The following is a 16,536-nucleotide window of genomic DNA, read 5'->3' as shown; positions in this document are numbered from 1 at the left end:
TCAGATAAATAGTGCGTAATTAATGTTAATGGAGCCAATAAAGGCTGTGTTCCTTGGCGGTATTCGAGGATTAACTTACTCAATGCTTGCCTTTGGTTTGATGTCAGATAACGTTTAAAGTAACCTTGGATATGCATAAGCACATTAGTGTGATTGCGCCTAGTCGCTTGGTGTTGTAATAAATTCATAAACTTATTTCGATACTCATCAAAATAAGAATCGATTGAATCCCATTCATTGTTACTAGCAACAAAACGACCAAGTTCTCGATAAAGAGGCTGTGAATGCGCCAATAAAAGGAGCTTATATCGAGTATGAAAGTCGATTAATGAGTGCCGATTGAAGGAGTTTTTCTTTAGTTCATTTAGCTCATGAAGAGCAAATACCCGTATAATAAAATTTTCTCGAATATGAGGATCGCTTAACCTGCCATCTTCCTCAACAGGCAACCAAGGCATTACTTTGAGTAATTGTTCAGTAAAAAGCCCAATTCCAGACTTTTTATTACCATTGCCAACTGAATCATATACTCGAACCCTTTCCAAGCCACAGCTAGGTGAGTTTTTACATACAATATAACCACTTAAATTTAAAAGCCCACTCAAATAAGTGGTCGAAAACTGAAGCATCTCTTCAGTTAAATCGCCTTCACGACCATCGCTGAACTTGAGTCTAACGCTATTTTCGTCAGATTTAACTAGCCTCAATGCAGGTCTAGGTGTTGGTAAACCAATCGCCATTTCCGGGCATGCTTGTTGGTATTCGAAATAATCTGATAACTCATCTACAGCAAAGTGAAAGCGCTTATGACCACCATCAAATCTAACGCTATCACCCAATAAGCATGAGCTAATACCTACAGTGATTTTTTTATCTGATGTATTGCTCATATCACTAGAGGTAAGAAGATTAACCATCATTGCCACCTTATATGAAATCACTTATATACGAAATTGATTTATAGTAATAATTGAATTCATATTAGTAACATTGCACTTTATTTACTAGCTTTATAAATCACTACTCCACACTCTAATAAAACAAACAAAAAAGCCCCACTGAAGTGAGGCTCATAAGCTGCTGACGTTGTAGTTATTCTTATCACAATATCAGCTATTTTACGATCGTAAAGTATTTTATTAAATCTTCTCTACATACCTATCTAATTCTAATTTTATGTCTAACATCATCAACATTCCGTCAATGACCCCCTCCGCTTTTTGAAGTTTTTTCCCTATATGGGTATCTGAGCATTTATGTTCTCTAGCTAGCTGCATGAATGTTTTCCCAAATAAATAATAATCCAGTAGCAGGTCATGCATCTCTCTATTCTTTATACTTAATTGAGCCATACAGCTAGAGATAATCATGGCGTCATCTTCACAACATTGAGGTCGAGATTTCACCTTACTAGGTATTAAGCGACTAAATCCTGCCGCTGTCGAATACCATTGAACTGACTCGATGTTATCCGCAGCCCATGCGCCCCACATTTCTAGTACTTGTTGAATATTACGCATCCGTTACCTCGTATTAATTTTCGAGCTTTTGCCGTCGGATTCAGCGTTAATACGTTTAGCTATAGAAATGGCACTATCTGATTCTTTGGCGAGATTTGAAGTGCCTCTTTCTCTTGTCTTGTACATAGTCATTAATCGCCCATTTATCACAGCATGATTTTCAGCCTTAACATCGGTAGAATATTTTTTTACTGTCGCACGATAACATCCTAGGTACCGAGAAACCTCAGCCATATTTCCATATGTCTTAATAAGCAACTCTGGAATAGTCATGATTTCAGCTTTCATAAATCCCCCATCTGATAAGTGATCCCTTTCTGGTACCAATCAGGTAACGTGAACTCAATTCGACCTATTACACCGCTAGCCCGTAGTGCCTGAATTCTTTTAAGCTCAATCTTCATGTGCTGATATAACTCATCCATTTGCCACGGTTTCAACTTCACTGAAGCACCTGCTAAACGAGCTATGCGGTCAATCGTCATTTCGCTGTAAGTGATAACAGCGTGAGCATTGAATTCGTGTGGGTCTTCGCCAAGTTTTCGATGGCAACCTACGCAGTGAGCGAAAGCATTAAAGGGATGGTATCGGGTTGATTTGTGTCGTCGTGATTTGAAATGTGAACAGTGGAGTTTTGAAGGTTCGTGTCTAAATTGTCTTCCGCAGTAGTCGCATTCATAAGTTGCTCTTTCCCGGACCAACTGCGAAAACACAATATCGTGCTTGTCGCGTTTTAATGCCATTTATTTCTCCTGAATATCCCACTCAGCGACAACAATCACAACCATCGGGTTTTCGCTTAACTCTATCGTCCTCATAGTATCTACGGCATGCGGTAATATAAATTTGCGCTTTAACACTCCAGCACACTTCCTGACCGCATCATTTGATTTATGAATAGCCCAGCATAATTTAAGGGTAGTAAGTGCGCTCATAAACACTTCAGCCTCATTTCTCATCTCTCTTGTTGCTCCTTAAGTTTCATATACTCCGAGTTATTGGGAATGATGATTGGGATGCCTTTCTCAATACACCATTGTTCATGCTTCTCCATCATTAGAAGCATCCGTGCTTTATCCATCTTGCGGGTTTTCTCACGCTCTCCGTTTTCATCACGACCTAACCAGTGACCGACAAAATATTCATGAGTTTCTTCATTAGTGATTGGCTTTGATAGAACGACTTCACCAGCTCCATTTTTAATATCAATGACAACACCACGCGCACGTAGCCAATCGCCTGTAGTTTCTATCCACATGCGCCATGTTCTATTCATTGATATTGTTCTGAGGTCACGCCATTCGGTGATTCTGATTCGGTATCGCTTACCGGTTTCTGTTACTTCTGAGAGGGTTTTGAAAATGCCTTTGAGATTAGATTTGTGGAGACAGATATCATCTGTCAATTAGCCTCCTATTTTACCCTTGCGAAAATTAGTTTTGAGGCGTAGCCTAATAACGTTAACTCGTTAATTAATCAGTTTTTACCTAGCGGCCATCGTATAATGGCTATTACCTCAGCCTTCCAAGCTGATGATGTGGGTTCGATTCCCACTGGCCGCTCCAATCGTCTTATCGCTCCCCTTACTTAAATCCATATTTGTTTTTCCAATCGGCAATGATTGATAACGCTTTGTCACGCTTAGTGGGTATCACTGCGCTTTCAAGTTGCAAAACTGGATCAGGTATTTTCTCACCTGATTTAATACGATTAGCCATAGCCTTAAGCTCAGACGCGCAAAGTTTTATAACCTCTGAATCCGATAAGTTTCGACTTCGCATTTCTGAGTAAATTTTAGTGACCATCCAGTAACAAGCGCTCGACTGCCAATTAAATCTACGCCAACCTCGCTCTGAGCAATACTTCTTGAACACGTTGTATAGTTCAGTTTCCGTGGGCAATCCGAGCTGAGTAAAGTCTTCCTGTTTGCACCACTTGATGAATTGACCGACTGCGGGGAAAAAAGGCGAATCACTTGCCCTCGCGTGTCTCATTCCGTTTTGAAGTTGCTCACGGGTAGTAATTCCATTTTCAGCAAAAGCGGCAATCCACTGGCGTTTAGCTGCGAGTTCATCACTTTCATTTTTGAAGATGGTATTTACTGCGGCAGGAAAGATTTGTTTCAGATTTCGGAATAGCACATCAACAAGTTGCTCAGCCTGTGGGCTTACTATTTTTTGCGGCGTACTGTCTTGAGCAATTTTAGCCAGTGCGCCTGCATCTCGATTAGCAATTACAGTTGCCAAATGAGGTTTCATATAAATTCATTCTCCCATGCTTCACGAGTATTCCAGCTTTGTGTTGGCTCTTGCTCTACAACTCGTTTGTTTCGGTTTGGTTGCTGACTTTGAATGACTAAAGTCGCCCATTTTTTGCGAAGTTTTGCAGGAGATAACACGACGCTACACCAAAACGAATCGCGGTTAGCCCATTGGAATAATCGGCAAATATCTTTGTGTGAATACCCGTCTAGTTGGCGCATCAAGCGGATATCATTAGCCCATGATGACCAGTTTGGCTCTTTGGTTGCAGGACTGATTATCAACACTTGCGAGTAAATCCATTGAGCTGCCTTGAGGTCATCAGCATTTCCCCACTTGTTACCTTTGGGGGAACAAACAACAGCATTGGGATCAACCACTGAAATTTTTTCGGATGGTTGGTCAGGGGATTCGATAGAATTCTCTGACGATATATTATTTATTTCTTTTTTCTTTAAAGTATTTCTTTTGTGTGTCTCCAGATTAGAGACATCATTTGTCTCTAAGTTAGAGACGTTTTTTGTCTTCAAGTTAGAGACACTGTCTCTAGATTGATTTTTCCATGCTGAAACCTCTTTGTTGACACCAATTTTTTTACCATCAAGAATGATATAATTCATTGAAAGTAATTCATTCTTTGCCTTATTAACGTTCTGCCTTGATAGTTTGGTCATCTCAGCTAATTGAGAGTCAGATATTCGATCGCTTTTCTTTCCAAAACCATAAGTTTTACGAATTAACGCAAGCATGACTCTAAATTGCCTTGCGGTTAGGTCGCAGCACATCAGCGATTCAAGTAACTCGTTGGCAAGCTTTGTATAGCCACTGTCCAACTCTGCCATTCTTGGTTTCTCCGGCTTAACGGGAAATTTAAATACCTCCGCTGTATTCATAGCGACCTCCATATCGATTTGTTTTGAAATTAATATTCATGTAAAATTACTCCTGCATAACGAAATACGATGAAGGCCTAGTTGGTTGCCGCCTCCTAGGCTTTTGCTTTTTAGAACATTGAAACTTGCTTGATAGTCTGTTTGGCTCTTCGTTTACTTACCATTGCTGGCTTACTGCCATATTTATCTATCCATGTGTTAGCTACGTGATAACAATCATCAAATATTGCTCCACGACGACTAGCTTGTGAGCACCGTCTAAAATGAGATATCCCCTCATCCGCGGCTAATTCCAAAGCCACTCCATCCTGATAACCTAATTCAATCAATTTTTTAATAATATTTTTTCGGATAAATTCATCAGGATTCATTGATATTTACCTCCTGTAATGAACCTGTTTTCCATAGTGAAAACTCAGCCATTTGCTTCCACAAAAAGCGATATTCCTCTTCACTAATTTTCTTTTCACCCGGCAAAACAAAATCAATTACCCCTGCCGCTGCTAATGTCTCGCATAGCTCAGGTATCTTTTCGGTTCTACGAGTGATAGTTGAGTCATGAACGCCTAATGATTTAGCGATGACTGTTTGAGATGTTGTTCTGATAACTTGATAAGCGGTTGCCACCAAGTGATTGGATACAAATCGGTTAAACGATTTGCGTGAATTTGCGTTTTCCATAATTTATATTCCTTCATATACAGTTAATCCGTTACCCACGATCCTGTGGGTGTGCTGCTCTGAGAAGTTCCTCTGAGCGATTCCAAAGAATATAGACGCCCTAGAGTTAACTAGGGAAAACAAACCTATATTCAAATGTTAAAGAACGAGTAAATCTATACTGCTTTTGGAGGAAAAATGTCATCGATAGTGACGTTAATTCCCTTATTGTTAAAAAAACTTACTAGCTGCCTGCATACTTCAAGGTCTGCTTTACGCCGACCATTTTCATAATGGCTAATGTTTCCCTTTGTGCAGCCAAGCTCTTTAGCTAAATCAGTCTGAGTAAGCCCAAGTTTTTTTCTATATCGGCTTATGTAATTCATCTAAACCTCCTTATTCTTTATCACGAAAGTATACGTAAGGTATCCGTAATTTCAACAAAAAAGTATACACATTGTCGGTCTACATTTATGTATACATATCGTATTATTAGGTTATGAAAATGAAATGGTATGAACTAGCCAAGTCCCTTATGAAAGATAAGGGCATTACATACGATCATATGGCAGAGCATTTTTCGGTATCGAAAGGTGCCGTTGGGCATTGGATGACAGGAAAGAGAGAGCCTGCATTTAGTGAAATAGCTAGAATACTTGCATATGTGGGCATCAATAACCCAACCATAAATCAAGATGGTACTATTAGCATTAACGAAGATTCGATCAGTAGAACTGAGCCAATCTATGAATACCCTTTACTATCTAAAGTACAAGCAGGTTCATTTACCGAAAATAGTAACTCTTATACGGAGAAAGATGCCATTGCATGGATACCTACAGCCAAGAAAGCAAGTGATCGCGCTTTTTGGCTTGAGGTTGAAGGTCACTCAATGACAGCAGCACAAGGAGGCAAACCTAGCTTTCCTGAAGGAATGTTGATACTTATTGACCCAAAAGAGCCTGTGAATGTTGGTGATTTTTGTATCGCTAGGCTAAACGGTAACGAATTTACATTTAAAAAATTAATTAGAGAATCAGGGCAAACATTCCTTGAACCTCTTAACCCGAAATTTGATTTAATCCCAATAAATGAAAACTGCGAAATCATAGGTAAAGTTATAAAGTGTCAATGGTCTGATGACACCTTTTGAGGAGAAAGCATGGCATTCAATGATATTGAACTAGCAAATATTGAAAAGTGCATGGAATTTTTCTTAGAAAAACGCCGCCCAGCAGAACATCTCAGAGATGAGCTCGATTTACAGTATCGTATTGAAGATGACTCGGTCGTTATATTCGAGGTTAGACAGCTAACATGGAGTGACTCAAGAGTAGAAGAACCTGTAGCAAAAATAATACATAACAAAATCACTGGTTCTTGGTCACTACTATGGATGGATAAAGACAGTAACTGGCATCATTACGATGAAAAAATGTTAGGTAGTTTTTCAGATGCCATTAAGCTTGTAGAAGATGATTTACAAGGTTACTTTTTTGGCTAACGATACATTCAGAGTATTACTGACAAAACAACAGTAAATAGCTTTAAATAACCTCAGTCCTCCCCACGAGGGCTTTTGTATGTAAAATTCGCAGCCTCCCAAACGGATAACCACATGAAAAAAATCATTATTTTATCAGCTTTAATTTCGTTAACTGCCTGCTCTTCAGGAAAAAATGACAACTCTCCTGCACAAGTAGGAATGGCTAACCCTGCTTCTGTTTATTGCGCGAAAATAGGCGGAAAACTTGACATAGTTAACACTAACGATGGACAAGTAGGATATTGCACCCTCCCCTCTGGTGAAAAAATTGAAGAGTGGTCTTTGTACAGAAGAGATCACAAATAAACATAAAAGCCCTAATGGGCTTTTTTTATATCCTCAACTTCACTCCTATTTAAAATCACTCTTACAAGACAAATAATTTTTCAAATAAATTACCTGAGAATACAGATAGTTGACAATTAAACACAAACAAAGTCTACATTTTGTATTTACAAGCATCTACGATTAGTATACATTCAAGCACATCGAAGGCACACACCCTGAGATAAATGCTCTTTAACATCTTGCCGATTACGTGTGTTTTATACAGTACGGCATAGCGGAACGCTCAGAGGAACTTCTCAGAGCAACCACTGAGTGGTTTTTGGGATTAGTAAAAGCACTACGGCACATATGGTATTAGGTGACCATCCCAATCACCAAAGATCACTTAGGAGGCAAATATGACAGCTATTATTTTTTTACCAGCAAAAGAAAACTCAAAGATGCGCAGATATAAACGTAACGGAGAGTACTACAAGCAACGTAACAAGTTAAAAGCTAAACAAAAAAGCCGCTCAGTGGAAGAAATATGGGACTCGATATTTAAACCAGTAGATGAAACAGATGTACTGGCAAACTTGCTTGTCAGGATAAAAGACACACCCGATGTGCAACACAAGCAATCACGGCTACGCAAGCCAATTACGCAAAGTGGCGAAGTGACAGCGAGAGCTTAAAGCTTATTAGGTGAGCGGGTGATAGATAAGAATTAGAAATATGATAAAGCCCTATTAAGGGCTTTGAATGACTAAACGTTTTTACGTTCGATTGTCTGCTCACCCCAAAACAACTTATCGTCTGTTGTTTTAGAAAAAGCTAGAGGGAGCACTTCATCAGAACCTTCTTCCCAAATTTTCTCAGCTAAAACTTCATCATTTTTAGCTAGCTCAAATATAGCTTGAGCAATCTCAATTGAAGTTTCACGGACTTTCGCCCACTCAGATATGTGATGATCTTTCATGCTTTATATCCCTTAGTAGTTGGTACTAAGGGAAATAATAGCATGAATACAGAAATTTAAAAAAGCAGCTTAACTTGCACTGCAATTACAAAAGTTCACGCTCAACAATACCCCACTAAAAGATTAATAAGGAGGCAAAATGCCACACGCTAAAGCATCAGTAGATATTAACTTGAAACTCATTCTGTCTGATGAAATGCAACCAAAAGTAAAAGGTATGGCTGAAATATCTGTACCTGAAAATGAGCCAAATATTCAAATGCTATTGGATGAATTTGTGAAAAATCTAATCGGGAACGAAGCGGTGAAAACAGCTCTCAAAAAAGCCGCATTAGAAACACTAGTCAGAGACATTATCCATTAAAAAAGACTTACCCCTTTCATATTTAACCGAATAAATATTACCAACATCAGGGGACTTTCTATCGCTATCGCAAGATAAGTGAGGATTTCGCACATCCGGAGATAAGCATGAATATAGATAAATACAAACTTTGTTTAGCTCAATCACAAGCTGGAATTGCACGCTATCTCAAGGATGAGAACGGATGGAGCGAAGCAAATGAAACATTAAAGACAGCATATGGAGTCAAATATGAACGCAAAGCAGAAATACATAAAACAGAAAATATTCGCCCTACTGCGCGAGTCTGACATGACTGATAAACAAATAGACGAATTAGTTGCTGATTGGAAATTTAAACAGCAATGCGAAAAGACAAATCGAATCCTACGGCAAGTTAACTCTCGTGGGTCATACGCATTCACGTAAGGAGATAGCCATGCCCCTTATTTTGGATATGTGCTGCGGTAGTCGTATGTTTTGGTTTGACAAGGAAGACAATAGAGTAATTTACAGCGATATAAGGGTAGAAAAACACATTCTATGTGATGGCAGGAAGCTAAATATAACACCAGATATTATCGCTGATTTCAAAAGCCTTCCCTTTCCTGATAACTCATTTCACCAAGTTGTATTCGACCCGCCGCATTTAATGAGCATCGGAAACAATAGTTGGATGTTTAAAAAGTACGGACGATTAAACAAAGAAACATGGAAAGAGGATTTAGCTAACGGATTTAGTGAAGTATTCCGAGTGCTGCGGCCAAACGGAACATTGGCTTTTAAGTGGAACGAAACTCAAATTCCTACAAAGCAAGTATTAGCCCTTACTGACCAGAAACCGACGATAGTTCAGCGCGTAGGCAAGAACGATAAGACCCACTGGATATTATTCGTTAAGGACGCCCCTATGAGAATTCAAATATATAGCCCTGATCCTAAATTTGATATTGGGGAAATGGCTATTGATATTTATAACGAAATTGACGGAGAGGAACTTCGACAACTATCTGAATCAACCAAGGATAGGATTCTAAAGAAAATACAGGATGTATTGGAAGAGAGGCTTATTCAATGAACGAAGGTATTTATTACGACATTTCAAATGAAGACTATCACCATGGATTAGGTATTAGTAAGTCACAACTTGACCTGATAGATGAATCTCCGGCTGATTTTATATGGCATAGGGATGCGCCAGTAGATAACGAAAAAACAAAAGCTCTAGATTTTGGTACGGCTTTGCATTGCTTATTGCTAGAGCCTGATGAATTTCAAAAAAGATTTAGAGTTGCACCGGAAGTAAATCGTAGAACCAATGCAGGAAAAGAACAAGAAAAGGAATTTCTTGAAATGTGTGAAAAGGAAAATATCACACCAATTACCCATGAAGATAGCAGGAAGCTATCACTCATGAAAGATAGTGCGATGGCTCACCCAATAGCTCGATGGTGCTTAGAGGCGAAAGGAGTCGCTGAAAGTAGCATCTATTGGAAAGACAAGGATACGGACATTCTTTGTCGTTGTAGACCGGACAAGTTAATCGAAGAGCATCACTGGCTAGTTGATGTAAAAAGTACTGCCGACATACAGAAATTTGAACGCTCTATGTATGAGTACCGATATCACGTACAGGACTCTTTCTATTCGGATGGATATAAGTCACTAACGGATGAAATACCTGTTTTTGTTTTTCTTGCAGTAAGTACAACCATTGATTGCGGACGTTATCCTGTCAGGGTATTTGTTTTAGACGAACAAGCCAAATCAGTTGGTCGCACCTCTTATAAACAAAACTTATTCACCTATGCGGAATGCCTTAAAACTAACGAATGGGCAGGCATTCGCACGCTGTCACTGCCTCGCTGGGCTAAGGAATTAAAACATGAGCACGCCACCGCTAGCTAAATCTGATCTACAAAAGACTCAAGGAACAGAAGTAAAAATAAAAACTAATGAGCAAAAACTTGTAGAGTTTATTAATCAGCCCGGAATGAAAGCCCAATTATCCGCTGCGTTACCTAAACATATCACATCTGACCGCATGATTAGAATTGTCAGTACCGAGATTCGTAAAACCCCCTCTCTTGCAAATTGTGATATTCAAAGTTTTATTGGTGCTGTAGTTCAATGCTCACAATTAGGATTAGAGCCGGGTAATGCATTAGGTCACGCCTACCTTCTGCCTTTCGGTAATGGTAAGTCAGATAACGGACAACAAAATGTTCAACTCATCATTGGCTACCGAGGAATGATTGATTTAGCAAGGCGCTCAGGTCAAATCATTAGTATATCCGCAAGAACAGTACGCCAAGGCGATAACTTTCATTTTGAATATGGGTTAAATGAAAACTTAACTCATATACCCGAAGGAAATGAAGATTCACCAATTACCCATGTTTATGCTGTTGCTAGGCTAAAAGATGGAGGTGTTCAATTCGAAGTTATGACCTATAACCAGATAGAAAAAGTTCGTAATTCAAGTAAAGCGGGTAAAAATGGTCCATGGGCAACCCACTGGGAAGAAATGGCAAAGAAAACAGTCATTCGCCGACTTTTTAAATACTTACCTGTTTCCATCGAAATGCAAAAAGCCGTCATACTTGACGAAAAGGCAGAGGCAAATATTGAACAAGATAACTCTGCAATTTTTGAAGCTGAATTTGAAGAGGTGAATAGCCATGGCAATTAACCTATTCATCGTGACAGCTCACTTAGGGAAAGACTGTGAGCAACGATGGACGCCAAACGGAAAGGCAGTTGCATCTTTTAGCTTACCAGTAAAACAAGGTTATGGAGAACACGAAAAAGTATCATGGGTTATCTGCAAGATGTTTGGAGTTAAAGCTGAAAAACTTCCCCAATACTTAACAAAAGGAACAAAAGTTACGGTCACTGGTGAGTTCGTCATGGAAGAATGGACAAGCCAGAATGGAGAGAAGAAATCAACACCAGTCATTATCGTTAACCAGTTAGATTTTAGTGGTAACAGCAATCAGGCAGGAATCCAGCAGCCAGCACGACAACCTCATCGGTCACAGCAGCAAGCTCCACAGAATGAGCCACCTATGGATTGGAATGACGAAATCCCCTTTGCCCCTATCGGACTCCCCTATCCTCGCCACGCTATTTACGTGATTTAACGATGGGCTCAATGCAAAGATGCAAAGATGCAAAGATGCAAAGATGCAAAGATGCAAAGATGCAAACAGGATATATATGTACATTAAGCAATTGCAACAACAAATTCATCAGCAAAATAAAGATGCTGGATGGTGGGACAATCCACGCGAAAAAGGAACGCTACTCTGCCTAATTCATTCAGAAATCAGTGAGGCAATGGAGGGAGAACGCAAGGATTTAATGAATAGCCATTTGCCACATCGAAAAATGGCTGAAGTTGAACTTGCTGATGCTGTTATTCGTATTTTGGATTATGCCGAGGCTTTTGGCTATGACATTGAAGGCGCAATAACTGAGAAACTCGAATACAACAAGCATCGCACAGATCACCAACGTGAAAACCGCGCAAAGGAAGGTGGGAAGCAATTCTAATCTAACTCGCAGTGAGGCAATGAAGGTGATGACACATAGATATTGATTCAGTTTATTAGGCGTGGATTAGTCACATGGATGTGAGTATGATTCCTGCTTTAAATAAGGAGGGGTTATGGATAGTGATGATAAACTAGAAAAAATAGAGCACGCTGTTATTCTTATTCTATACATCGGTTTTTTTTTAATGGTATTTTTTGTCATTTTAGCTTTAATAGCATTGAATGATGTATCGCTGAGCTTTGGAGATGGTAGCTTGTGGTCATCTATATTTAGCTTCATTTCATCGCTAGGAGTAATTGCCACTTTATGGGTTTATTGGAAGCAAAAAATAAAATCAGATACTGACGCAAGAACAAAGTTAGAAAAAAAAGAAAATGCAATTAAAAAATTATATACTCAAGAGATATCTAAAACAGTGGAAATCTATGACGAAATAAAAAATCTAATAGATTACGCAAGGAATAACACAATAACAAATAAGCAAAGGCTTGTAGTTATATATAACATTTCTCCCTCATACGTTATATCTATAATCAATACCAATAACACTGATATAGAAAAATTACTAACAGTGCAAAAAAGAGATAGTGACACCCTAAAAGGGATATTGTTAAACTCCACTGATATAAGTGATGAACTTTATGAGCATATATTCAGCTGCCTTAATGCTATTACTGACATAACTCAATTAATGAGTTCCTTTTTCTCATTAGCTAAAAGAGACCCAAAAAACATTAGTCAAGATAAAGAGATGATTTACTGCGATTTGAGTTTTTTAGAAACGTTTTTTATAGGAACTGGAACGAATGACCAAGTTTCACAATTAAACATAATAAGAAATCGTCAAACTATTAAAGATATATACAGGCAATATCAATAATAAAAGCCCTGCACTAGCGGGGTTTTTTACACCTAAAATTCAGAGTAACAATTCATGCAAATAATCGGATATGTATTACTGTTTGTAATGCAGGGTTCTGCTGTACAGTTACTAAGCAAATATACACAGCAAGAGTGAGAGGGATGTAGTGAGGTTTTTAAGAGAGAATCAATAATTAAATTCATCTATAGCAAAATATGGAGACTATTATGAATACAAACCTTTCTGTTGAGTGCTTACCAATATCTAAATACTGCGAATTGTTTGGTGAGAGCACTGATGCAATCAATAAACGAGTTCAAAGGCGCTTCTGGCAAGAGGGAGTGCATGTATTAAAGGTCGATGGTTCAAAAGAGCGTTGGATTGATATAAAGGAAGTCAACAAATGGGTCAGAAAAAACAAACAGAATACCTACTACCAAGAGGCGTAACCATCCGCCAAAATAAAACCAAAAATACCTTGGTTATTACATTCACTTATAAAGGGGTTCTGTGTAGGGAACCTCTATCCAGACTAACCGTAGATAATAAAAACATTAAATACGCAGAAAGGTTACTTGCTGAAATTCAAAATAATATTGAAAAAGGTACATTTAATTACCACAAGTATTTCCCTAACTCTAAAAAATCAAATTTCTTCGGTGATAATAATCGTGAAAAAAGAGTTATTGATTATTTGGAGGAGTATCTTGTGATTTGTGAAACAAGAAATCTATCACCATCGACTATCAAAGGCTATGAAAAGTGTAAAAATGCCTTGTCTGATTTGCATCAATTACATGTTTCATCACTAACACCGGCAATACTAAAAAACTGGATACAGAAGCAAACGACAGTATTAAAAACCATCCGCAATCAGCTCTCTTTCTTGCGTAGCTCGCTAGATGAGGCCATTACTGATGGGATTATATCAATTAATCCTATCAGCCTTGTATCTGCATCAAGATATAAATCAAAAAATAGCGGTGCAGAAAGTAACTATATTGTTGACCCATTATCACCACAAGAAGTATCCGCCCTACTCGCTGCAGCAAAATACGAGCAATGGAAAAACTTATTCCAGTTTGCCATTAATACTGGATTAAGAAGCTCCGAATTATGTGCATTGAGATGGAGTGATATAGATTTCATAGAAAATACCGCACATGTGCAGTCCGCAAGTGTCGTTGGCGTTATTAAGAAAACCAAAACTAAAGCCGGTACCAGAAAGGTAGAATTGAACAGTGAAGCAATGAACGCCTTGAATGACCAGAAGCAATTCACGTTTATGAAAGATGGTGTGATTTTTGAAGACCCAAAAACAAATAAAGCTTGGGCAGGCGCTGATGCAATCAGAAAGAAAGCATGGGTGCCAACGCTGAAAAAAGCGGGCATTCGATATCGCAATCCATATCAAACAAGGCATACATTTGCCACAAGACATATTAGCCAAGGCGCTAACCTGTTTTGGCTAGCTGGGCAAATGGGGCATAAAGGGCCTGAGATGTTATTTAGGCACTATGGGAGTTATCTTAAGGAGTATGATGGAGGTACGGTGAACAATAACGATAATCTATATTCCGTTACACTCATTTAGACTTGGGCTGACAGCGTTAGTAGATAGAGCACAACTAAACCTAGCCGCCTAACTTGTGTGAAAGTATACTAACCGATGGGTATAGTTCATGAAAGAAATATTATTTATTCTATTTTAATCAAGCTGAATAAAAATAAGGTTACTTTTAAAAACTTCAATAATTTGTGTTTTTATATATTCCATAGTAAATTTTCACATTATTTATTATTTAGTACAGCTAGCAAATAATTAAATATGTGGCTAAATATTTCTATACGCATGCAGTTATAAATATTGGGTAAATAAAAATGCTTAAAATAGAAGATGTCTTTGGGGTTAGTGGAAAACAAGTTGAAAGTTACATCGAACGTGAGCATGTTGATGCAAAGCTAATAGATGCATTAAGAACAGAGAAGCAAATTATAGTTTATGGTGCGTCAAAGCAAGGAAAGACAGCCTTGGTTAAAAAGTATATTAGCTATGATGACCATATTTTGATTAGTTTATCACCTGCACATACTTTAAAGCAGATATATCAAGCAATACTTAGAAAATGTAATGTTGTGCTTAAGACTTCTTACTCAGAAGGTACAGGAGAAAAAAGTAAGGTTACTGGAAAAGCATCAATTCAAGGAGCTGTAGCACTGATTGCTAAAGCAAGTGCATCTCTCGCGATACAAGATGAAAAAAACACAAGCAATATAGAAAACTACGATGAAATTGAGTTTAATTTAGAGTTGCCTGATGATATTGCACATTTGATTCATCATGTTGGTAGCAAGAAAATTATTATACTTGAAAATTTTCACTACCTTCCAGAGGAAATACAAAGAGCATTTTCTTTTGATCTTCGTACATTTAATGACCTGAAAGTACGGTTTATTATACTAGGGGTATGGAAAGAGGCTAACCGACTCACCCAATTTAATGGGGAACTACAAGATAGAATTAGTGAAATACCTGTTGAACCGTGGCTGGAGGACGATTTTAGAAGCATAGCAAGGAAAGGTGGGAATCTATTAAATATAGAAATTACACCTGTGATTATTGAAAAGTGTATATCCAATTCGTTCGGAAGTGTTGGTGTTTTTCAAGAGTTATTAAAGGGCTCATGTATTGCGGATGGTATTCTCACAAAACAAGAAACAATAAAACACTTCATTAATATAGATGCTGTTGACACTGCAATAGAGATAAAAACTAGTGAATATTCTGGGCGTCATTTACGAAACTTAGAAACTATAGCTGTTGCGAATAGCTCATCTATAACTAAAGGCGGTCCTTTGCCATATTTTCTAAATTATTATATCGTAATACATATTCTTACCTTAGGATATCATGGTTTAAATGGCGGAGTTAGCAAAGAAAATATCCTTCATGCAATAAAACAAACACATCACAGAAAGGATGAACTAAAAGGACACCAGTTGGTTACGACTTTAAAGGCTCTTACAGGGTTACAAGCTAATAAAGGAATAACTCCTCCAGTAATTGCGTATGATTCAAATTCTCGACAATTAAAGGTTGTAGATTCTACTTTTTACTTCTTTTTGAAAAATGCAAATTTAGAGGAAGTTAAGTCAGAAATACCTTGCCCAATGGATGGATTAGATGTATAGCTTCAAATTTAGTTCTTAGCTTGCTTTGAGCGAGGGCATCAAACTAAATTGTTAGCCCTCTCTTATATTCCATTTTTCAATAGTTTATTTGTTTATATTTACACTACCATCTAAGAATATTAAAATTATTGCTAGTATAGTCTACTACATTATCGAATAGTTAATTAAGTAACGTCCGTCATTGGTAATGAGTGACCTATCAGATTAGAGCTAATCAATAGCTTAAACATGTCCGGTTAATTCTGAATTAATATAACTCAGCCTAAAATTATTAAAACTGAATAACCATTGATTACTAAATTTATAGCATCCATTCCCGCTTTAAAAACCAAGATATCACCAATAACCTGTTCTTTTGAGCCCATACAGATTTTATAGCCAGCACTATGACAGCGAATAGCCCTCCATGTGCACTCCTAGTGCACATGATTGCTCCTTACTAAAAATATCTTTTC

26 protein-coding genes, 1 tRNA gene and 1 pseudogene are annotated in these 16,536 nt (G+C 38.0%); 16 read left to right on the top strand and 12 right to left on the bottom strand.

Annotation, left to right across the window (positions count from 1 at the left end; translation table 11 throughout):
* The 6 genes from GKR61_RS07880 to GKR61_RS07855 form a co-directional block, all read right to left on the bottom strand.
* On the bottom strand, positions 1–917 hold a 917-nt coding region (locus tag GKR61_RS07880), incomplete at its 3' end, for a YbgA family protein (protein ID WP_154600003.1).
* 222 nt (positions 918–1,139) lie between these two features.
* Positions 1,140–1,520, bottom strand: a complete 381-nt coding sequence (locus GKR61_RS07875; protein WP_036950157.1) for an antiterminator Q family protein — start codon at positions 1,518–1,520, stop codon at positions 1,140–1,142.
* A 3-nt stretch (positions 1,521–1,523) separates the two neighbouring features.
* Entirely contained in the window at positions 1,524–1,808 is a 285-nt protein-coding gene (locus tag GKR61_RS07870) for a hypothetical protein (RefSeq protein WP_154600004.1), read from the bottom strand.
* Positions 1,805–2,263: a hypothetical protein gene (locus GKR61_RS17940; RefSeq protein WP_154600005.1), complete on the bottom strand. Its 459-nt coding sequence runs from the start codon at positions 2,261–2,263 to the stop codon at positions 1,805–1,807. The genes GKR61_RS07870 and GKR61_RS17940 overlap by 4 nt, the downstream gene beginning before the upstream one ends.
* Positions 2,264–2,479 carry a DUF7740 domain-containing protein gene (locus GKR61_RS17935; RefSeq protein WP_154600006.1) on the bottom strand — a complete coding sequence of 72 codons (216 nt, stop codon included), beginning with the start codon at positions 2,477–2,479 and terminating at the stop codon, positions 2,264–2,266.
* Complete coding sequence (locus tag GKR61_RS07855) at positions 2,476–2,925, bottom strand: hypothetical protein (protein ID WP_154600007.1); 450 nt, start codon at positions 2,923–2,925, stop codon at positions 2,476–2,478. Before GKR61_RS07855 ends, GKR61_RS17935 begins: the two co-directional genes overlap by 4 nt.
* 85 nt (positions 2,926–3,010) lie before the next feature.
* Here GKR61_RS07855 and GKR61_RS07850 point away from each other — a divergent pair.
* A tRNA-Gly gene (locus GKR61_RS07850) sits at positions 3,011–3,085 on the top strand.
* 18 nt (positions 3,086–3,103) lie between these two features.
* Here GKR61_RS07850 and GKR61_RS07845 read toward each other — a convergent pair.
* The 5 genes from GKR61_RS07845 to GKR61_RS07825 all read right to left on the bottom strand — a co-directional run bounded on the left by GKR61_RS07845 (position 3,104) and on the right by GKR61_RS07825 (position 5,720).
* Positions 3,104–3,778: a replication protein P gene (locus GKR61_RS07845; protein ID WP_154600008.1), complete on the bottom strand. Its 675-nt coding sequence runs from the start codon at positions 3,776–3,778 to the stop codon at positions 3,104–3,106.
* Positions 3,775–4,674: a replication protein gene (locus GKR61_RS07840; protein ID WP_154600009.1), complete on the bottom strand. Its 900-nt coding sequence runs from the start codon at positions 4,672–4,674 to the stop codon at positions 3,775–3,777. Before GKR61_RS07840 ends, GKR61_RS07845 begins: the two co-directional genes overlap by 4 nt.
* 110 nt (positions 4,675–4,784) lie before the next feature.
* Complete coding sequence (locus GKR61_RS07835) at positions 4,785–5,045, bottom strand: hypothetical protein (protein ID WP_154609976.1); 261 nt, start codon at positions 5,043–5,045, stop codon at positions 4,785–4,787.
* Complete coding sequence (locus tag GKR61_RS07830; RefSeq protein ID WP_154600010.1) at positions 5,035–5,355, bottom strand: hypothetical protein; 321 nt, start codon at positions 5,353–5,355, stop codon at positions 5,035–5,037. Before GKR61_RS07830 ends, GKR61_RS07835 begins: the two co-directional genes overlap by 11 nt.
* A gap of 155 nt (positions 5,356–5,510) precedes the next feature.
* Positions 5,511–5,720 (bottom strand): helix-turn-helix transcriptional regulator, encoded by a 210-nt coding sequence (locus GKR61_RS07825; RefSeq protein ID WP_036951015.1) that lies wholly within the window; start codon positions 5,718–5,720, stop codon positions 5,511–5,513.
* Positions 5,721–5,839: 119 nt separating this feature from the next.
* Between GKR61_RS07825 and GKR61_RS07820 the strand changes: the two genes are divergently transcribed.
* The 4 genes from GKR61_RS07820 to GKR61_RS07805 all read left to right on the top strand — a co-directional run bounded on the left by GKR61_RS07820 (position 5,840) and on the right by GKR61_RS07805 (position 7,842).
* Positions 5,840–6,487, top strand: a complete 648-nt coding sequence (locus GKR61_RS07820; protein WP_112837176.1) for a LexA family protein — start codon at positions 5,840–5,842, stop codon at positions 6,485–6,487.
* Between the two features lie 9 nt (positions 6,488–6,496).
* Positions 6,497–6,838 carry a DUF3024 domain-containing protein gene (locus tag GKR61_RS07815; protein ID WP_006658129.1) on the top strand — a complete coding sequence of 114 codons (342 nt, stop codon included), beginning with the start codon at positions 6,497–6,499 and terminating at the stop codon, positions 6,836–6,838.
* A gap of 114 nt (positions 6,839–6,952) precedes the next feature.
* Positions 6,953–7,186, top strand: a complete 234-nt coding sequence (locus GKR61_RS07810; RefSeq protein ID WP_154600011.1) for a putative hemolysin — start codon at positions 6,953–6,955, stop codon at positions 7,184–7,186.
* Positions 7,187–7,566: 380 nt separating this feature from the next.
* Complete coding sequence (locus GKR61_RS07805) at positions 7,567–7,842, top strand: hypothetical protein (RefSeq protein WP_036951026.1); 276 nt, start codon at positions 7,567–7,569, stop codon at positions 7,840–7,842.
* 71 nt (positions 7,843–7,913) lie between these two features.
* Here the strand turns inward: GKR61_RS07805 and GKR61_RS07800 are convergent, their stop codons facing one another.
* Entirely contained in the window at positions 7,914–8,126 is a 213-nt protein-coding gene (locus GKR61_RS07800; protein WP_036951028.1) for a YccJ family protein, read from the bottom strand.
* 139 nt (positions 8,127–8,265) lie between these two features.
* Between GKR61_RS07800 and GKR61_RS07795 the strand changes: the two genes are divergently transcribed.
* From GKR61_RS07795 to GKR61_RS07745, 11 genes and pseudogenes are all read left to right on the top strand, one after another.
* The gene (locus tag GKR61_RS07795; RefSeq protein ID WP_154639709.1) at positions 8,266–8,490 is read left to right on the top strand and encodes a hypothetical protein; all 225 of its coding nucleotides are present in this window, start codon (positions 8,266–8,268) and stop codon (positions 8,488–8,490) included.
* Between the two features lie 107 nt (positions 8,491–8,597).
* Complete coding sequence (locus GKR61_RS07790) at positions 8,598–8,780, top strand: hypothetical protein (RefSeq protein ID WP_154638894.1); 183 nt, start codon at positions 8,598–8,600, stop codon at positions 8,778–8,780.
* 128 nt (positions 8,781–8,908) lie between these two features.
* Positions 8,909–9,373 (top strand): annotated as a pseudogene (locus GKR61_RS07785) (class I SAM-dependent methyltransferase); the annotation flags it as partial.
* Between the two features lie 170 nt (positions 9,374–9,543).
* Complete coding sequence (locus GKR61_RS07780) at positions 9,544–10,377, top strand: PD-(D/E)XK nuclease-like domain-containing protein (protein WP_154639708.1); 834 nt, start codon at positions 9,544–9,546, stop codon at positions 10,375–10,377.
* Complete coding sequence (recT, locus tag GKR61_RS07775) at positions 10,355–11,161, top strand: recombination protein RecT (protein WP_154634657.1); 807 nt, start codon at positions 10,355–10,357, stop codon at positions 11,159–11,161. The genes GKR61_RS07780 and recT overlap by 23 nt, the downstream gene beginning before the upstream one ends.
* Positions 11,151–11,612 (top strand): single-stranded DNA-binding protein, encoded by a 462-nt coding sequence (locus tag GKR61_RS07770; protein WP_154639707.1) that lies wholly within the window; start codon positions 11,151–11,153, stop codon positions 11,610–11,612. Before recT ends, GKR61_RS07770 begins: the two co-directional genes overlap by 11 nt.
* 76 nt (positions 11,613–11,688) lie before the next feature.
* Positions 11,689–12,024, top strand: coding sequence for a hypothetical protein (locus GKR61_RS07765; protein WP_154639706.1), 336 nt, complete (start codon positions 11,689–11,691; stop codon positions 12,022–12,024).
* Between the two features lie 115 nt (positions 12,025–12,139).
* Positions 12,140–12,907 carry a hypothetical protein gene (locus tag GKR61_RS07760; protein ID WP_154639705.1) on the top strand — a complete coding sequence of 256 codons (768 nt, stop codon included), beginning with the start codon at positions 12,140–12,142 and terminating at the stop codon, positions 12,905–12,907.
* Positions 12,908–13,116: 209 nt separating this feature from the next.
* Positions 13,117–13,338: an excisionase gene (locus GKR61_RS07755; RefSeq protein WP_230083138.1), complete on the top strand. Its 222-nt coding sequence runs from the start codon at positions 13,117–13,119 to the stop codon at positions 13,336–13,338.
* Positions 13,293–14,483: a site-specific integrase gene (locus GKR61_RS07750; RefSeq protein WP_154639703.1), complete on the top strand. Its 1,191-nt coding sequence runs from the start codon at positions 13,293–13,295 to the stop codon at positions 14,481–14,483. The genes GKR61_RS07755 and GKR61_RS07750 overlap by 46 nt, the downstream gene beginning before the upstream one ends.
* Before the next feature lie 287 nt (positions 14,484–14,770).
* The gene (locus GKR61_RS07745) at positions 14,771–16,081 is read left to right on the top strand and encodes a hypothetical protein (RefSeq protein ID WP_154600020.1); all 1,311 of its coding nucleotides are present in this window, start codon (positions 14,771–14,773) and stop codon (positions 16,079–16,081) included.
* Positions 16,082–16,536 lie beyond the last annotated feature (455 nt).

The sequence above is a fragment of the Providencia sp. wls1916 genome, from assembly GCF_009706585.1.
In the GTDB taxonomy this organism is placed as follows: Bacteria; Pseudomonadota; Gammaproteobacteria; order Enterobacterales; family Enterobacteriaceae; genus Providencia; species Providencia lanzhouensis.
Note: the sequence above shows the minus strand (reverse complement) of the source record. Positions and strands in the feature narration are given on the sequence as shown.

What these genes read in the sequence shown, in the direction of transcription:
- GKR61_RS07875 (WP_036950157.1), bottom strand. Translation starts at nt 1,520, where the DNA reads ATGCGTAATATTCAACAAGTACTAGAAATGTGGGGCGCATGGGCTGCG.
- GKR61_RS07870 (WP_154600004.1), bottom strand. Translation starts at nt 1,808, where the DNA reads ATGAAAGCTGAAATCATGACTATTCCAGAGTTGCTTATTAAGACATAT.
- GKR61_RS17940 (WP_154600005.1), bottom strand. Translation starts at nt 2,263, where the DNA reads ATGGCATTAAAACGCGACAAGCACGATATTGTGTTTTCGCAGTTGGTC.
- GKR61_RS17935 (WP_154600006.1), bottom strand. Translation starts at nt 2,479, where the DNA reads ATGAGAAATGAGGCTGAAGTGTTTATGAGCGCACTTACTACCCTTAAA.
- GKR61_RS07845 (WP_154600008.1), bottom strand. Translation starts at nt 3,778, where the DNA reads ATGAAACCTCATTTGGCAACTGTAATTGCTAATCGAGATGCAGGCGCA.
- GKR61_RS07840 (WP_154600009.1), bottom strand. Translation starts at nt 4,674, where the DNA reads ATGAATACAGCGGAGGTATTTAAATTTCCCGTTAAGCCGGAGAAACCA.
- GKR61_RS07835 (WP_154609976.1), bottom strand. Translation starts at nt 5,045, where the DNA reads ATGAATCCTGATGAATTTATCCGAAAAAATATTATTAAAAAATTGATT.
- GKR61_RS07830 (WP_154600010.1), bottom strand. Translation starts at nt 5,355, where the DNA reads ATGGAAAACGCAAATTCACGCAAATCGTTTAACCGATTTGTATCCAAT.
- GKR61_RS07825 (WP_036951015.1), bottom strand. Translation starts at nt 5,720, where the DNA reads ATGAATTACATAAGCCGATATAGAAAAAAACTTGGGCTTACTCAGACT.
- GKR61_RS07820 (WP_112837176.1), top strand. Translation starts at nt 5,840, where the DNA reads ATGAAATGGTATGAACTAGCCAAGTCCCTTATGAAAGATAAGGGCATT.
- GKR61_RS07815 (WP_006658129.1), top strand. Translation starts at nt 6,497, where the DNA reads ATGGCATTCAATGATATTGAACTAGCAAATATTGAAAAGTGCATGGAA.
- GKR61_RS07810 (WP_154600011.1), top strand. Translation starts at nt 6,953, where the DNA reads ATGAAAAAAATCATTATTTTATCAGCTTTAATTTCGTTAACTGCCTGC.
- GKR61_RS07805 (WP_036951026.1), top strand. Translation starts at nt 7,567, where the DNA reads ATGACAGCTATTATTTTTTTACCAGCAAAAGAAAACTCAAAGATGCGC.
- GKR61_RS07800 (WP_036951028.1), bottom strand. Translation starts at nt 8,126, where the DNA reads ATGAAAGATCATCACATATCTGAGTGGGCGAAAGTCCGTGAAACTTCA.
- GKR61_RS07795 (WP_154639709.1), top strand. Translation starts at nt 8,266, where the DNA reads ATGCCACACGCTAAAGCATCAGTAGATATTAACTTGAAACTCATTCTG.
- GKR61_RS07790 (WP_154638894.1), top strand. Translation starts at nt 8,598, where the DNA reads ATGAATATAGATAAATACAAACTTTGTTTAGCTCAATCACAAGCTGGA.
- GKR61_RS07780 (WP_154639708.1), top strand. Translation starts at nt 9,544, where the DNA reads ATGAACGAAGGTATTTATTACGACATTTCAAATGAAGACTATCACCAT.
- recT (WP_154634657.1), top strand. Translation starts at nt 10,355, where the DNA reads ATGAGCACGCCACCGCTAGCTAAATCTGATCTACAAAAGACTCAAGGA.
- GKR61_RS07770 (WP_154639707.1), top strand. Translation starts at nt 11,151, where the DNA reads ATGGCAATTAACCTATTCATCGTGACAGCTCACTTAGGGAAAGACTGT.
- GKR61_RS07765 (WP_154639706.1), top strand. Translation starts at nt 11,689, where the DNA reads ATGTACATTAAGCAATTGCAACAACAAATTCATCAGCAAAATAAAGAT.
- GKR61_RS07760 (WP_154639705.1), top strand. Translation starts at nt 12,140, where the DNA reads ATGGATAGTGATGATAAACTAGAAAAAATAGAGCACGCTGTTATTCTT.
- GKR61_RS07755 (WP_230083138.1), top strand. Translation starts at nt 13,117, where the DNA reads ATGAATACAAACCTTTCTGTTGAGTGCTTACCAATATCTAAATACTGC.
- GKR61_RS07750 (WP_154639703.1), top strand. Translation starts at nt 13,293, where the DNA reads ATGGGTCAGAAAAAACAAACAGAATACCTACTACCAAGAGGCGTAACC.
- GKR61_RS07745 (WP_154600020.1), top strand. Translation starts at nt 14,771, where the DNA reads ATGCTTAAAATAGAAGATGTCTTTGGGGTTAGTGGAAAACAAGTTGAA.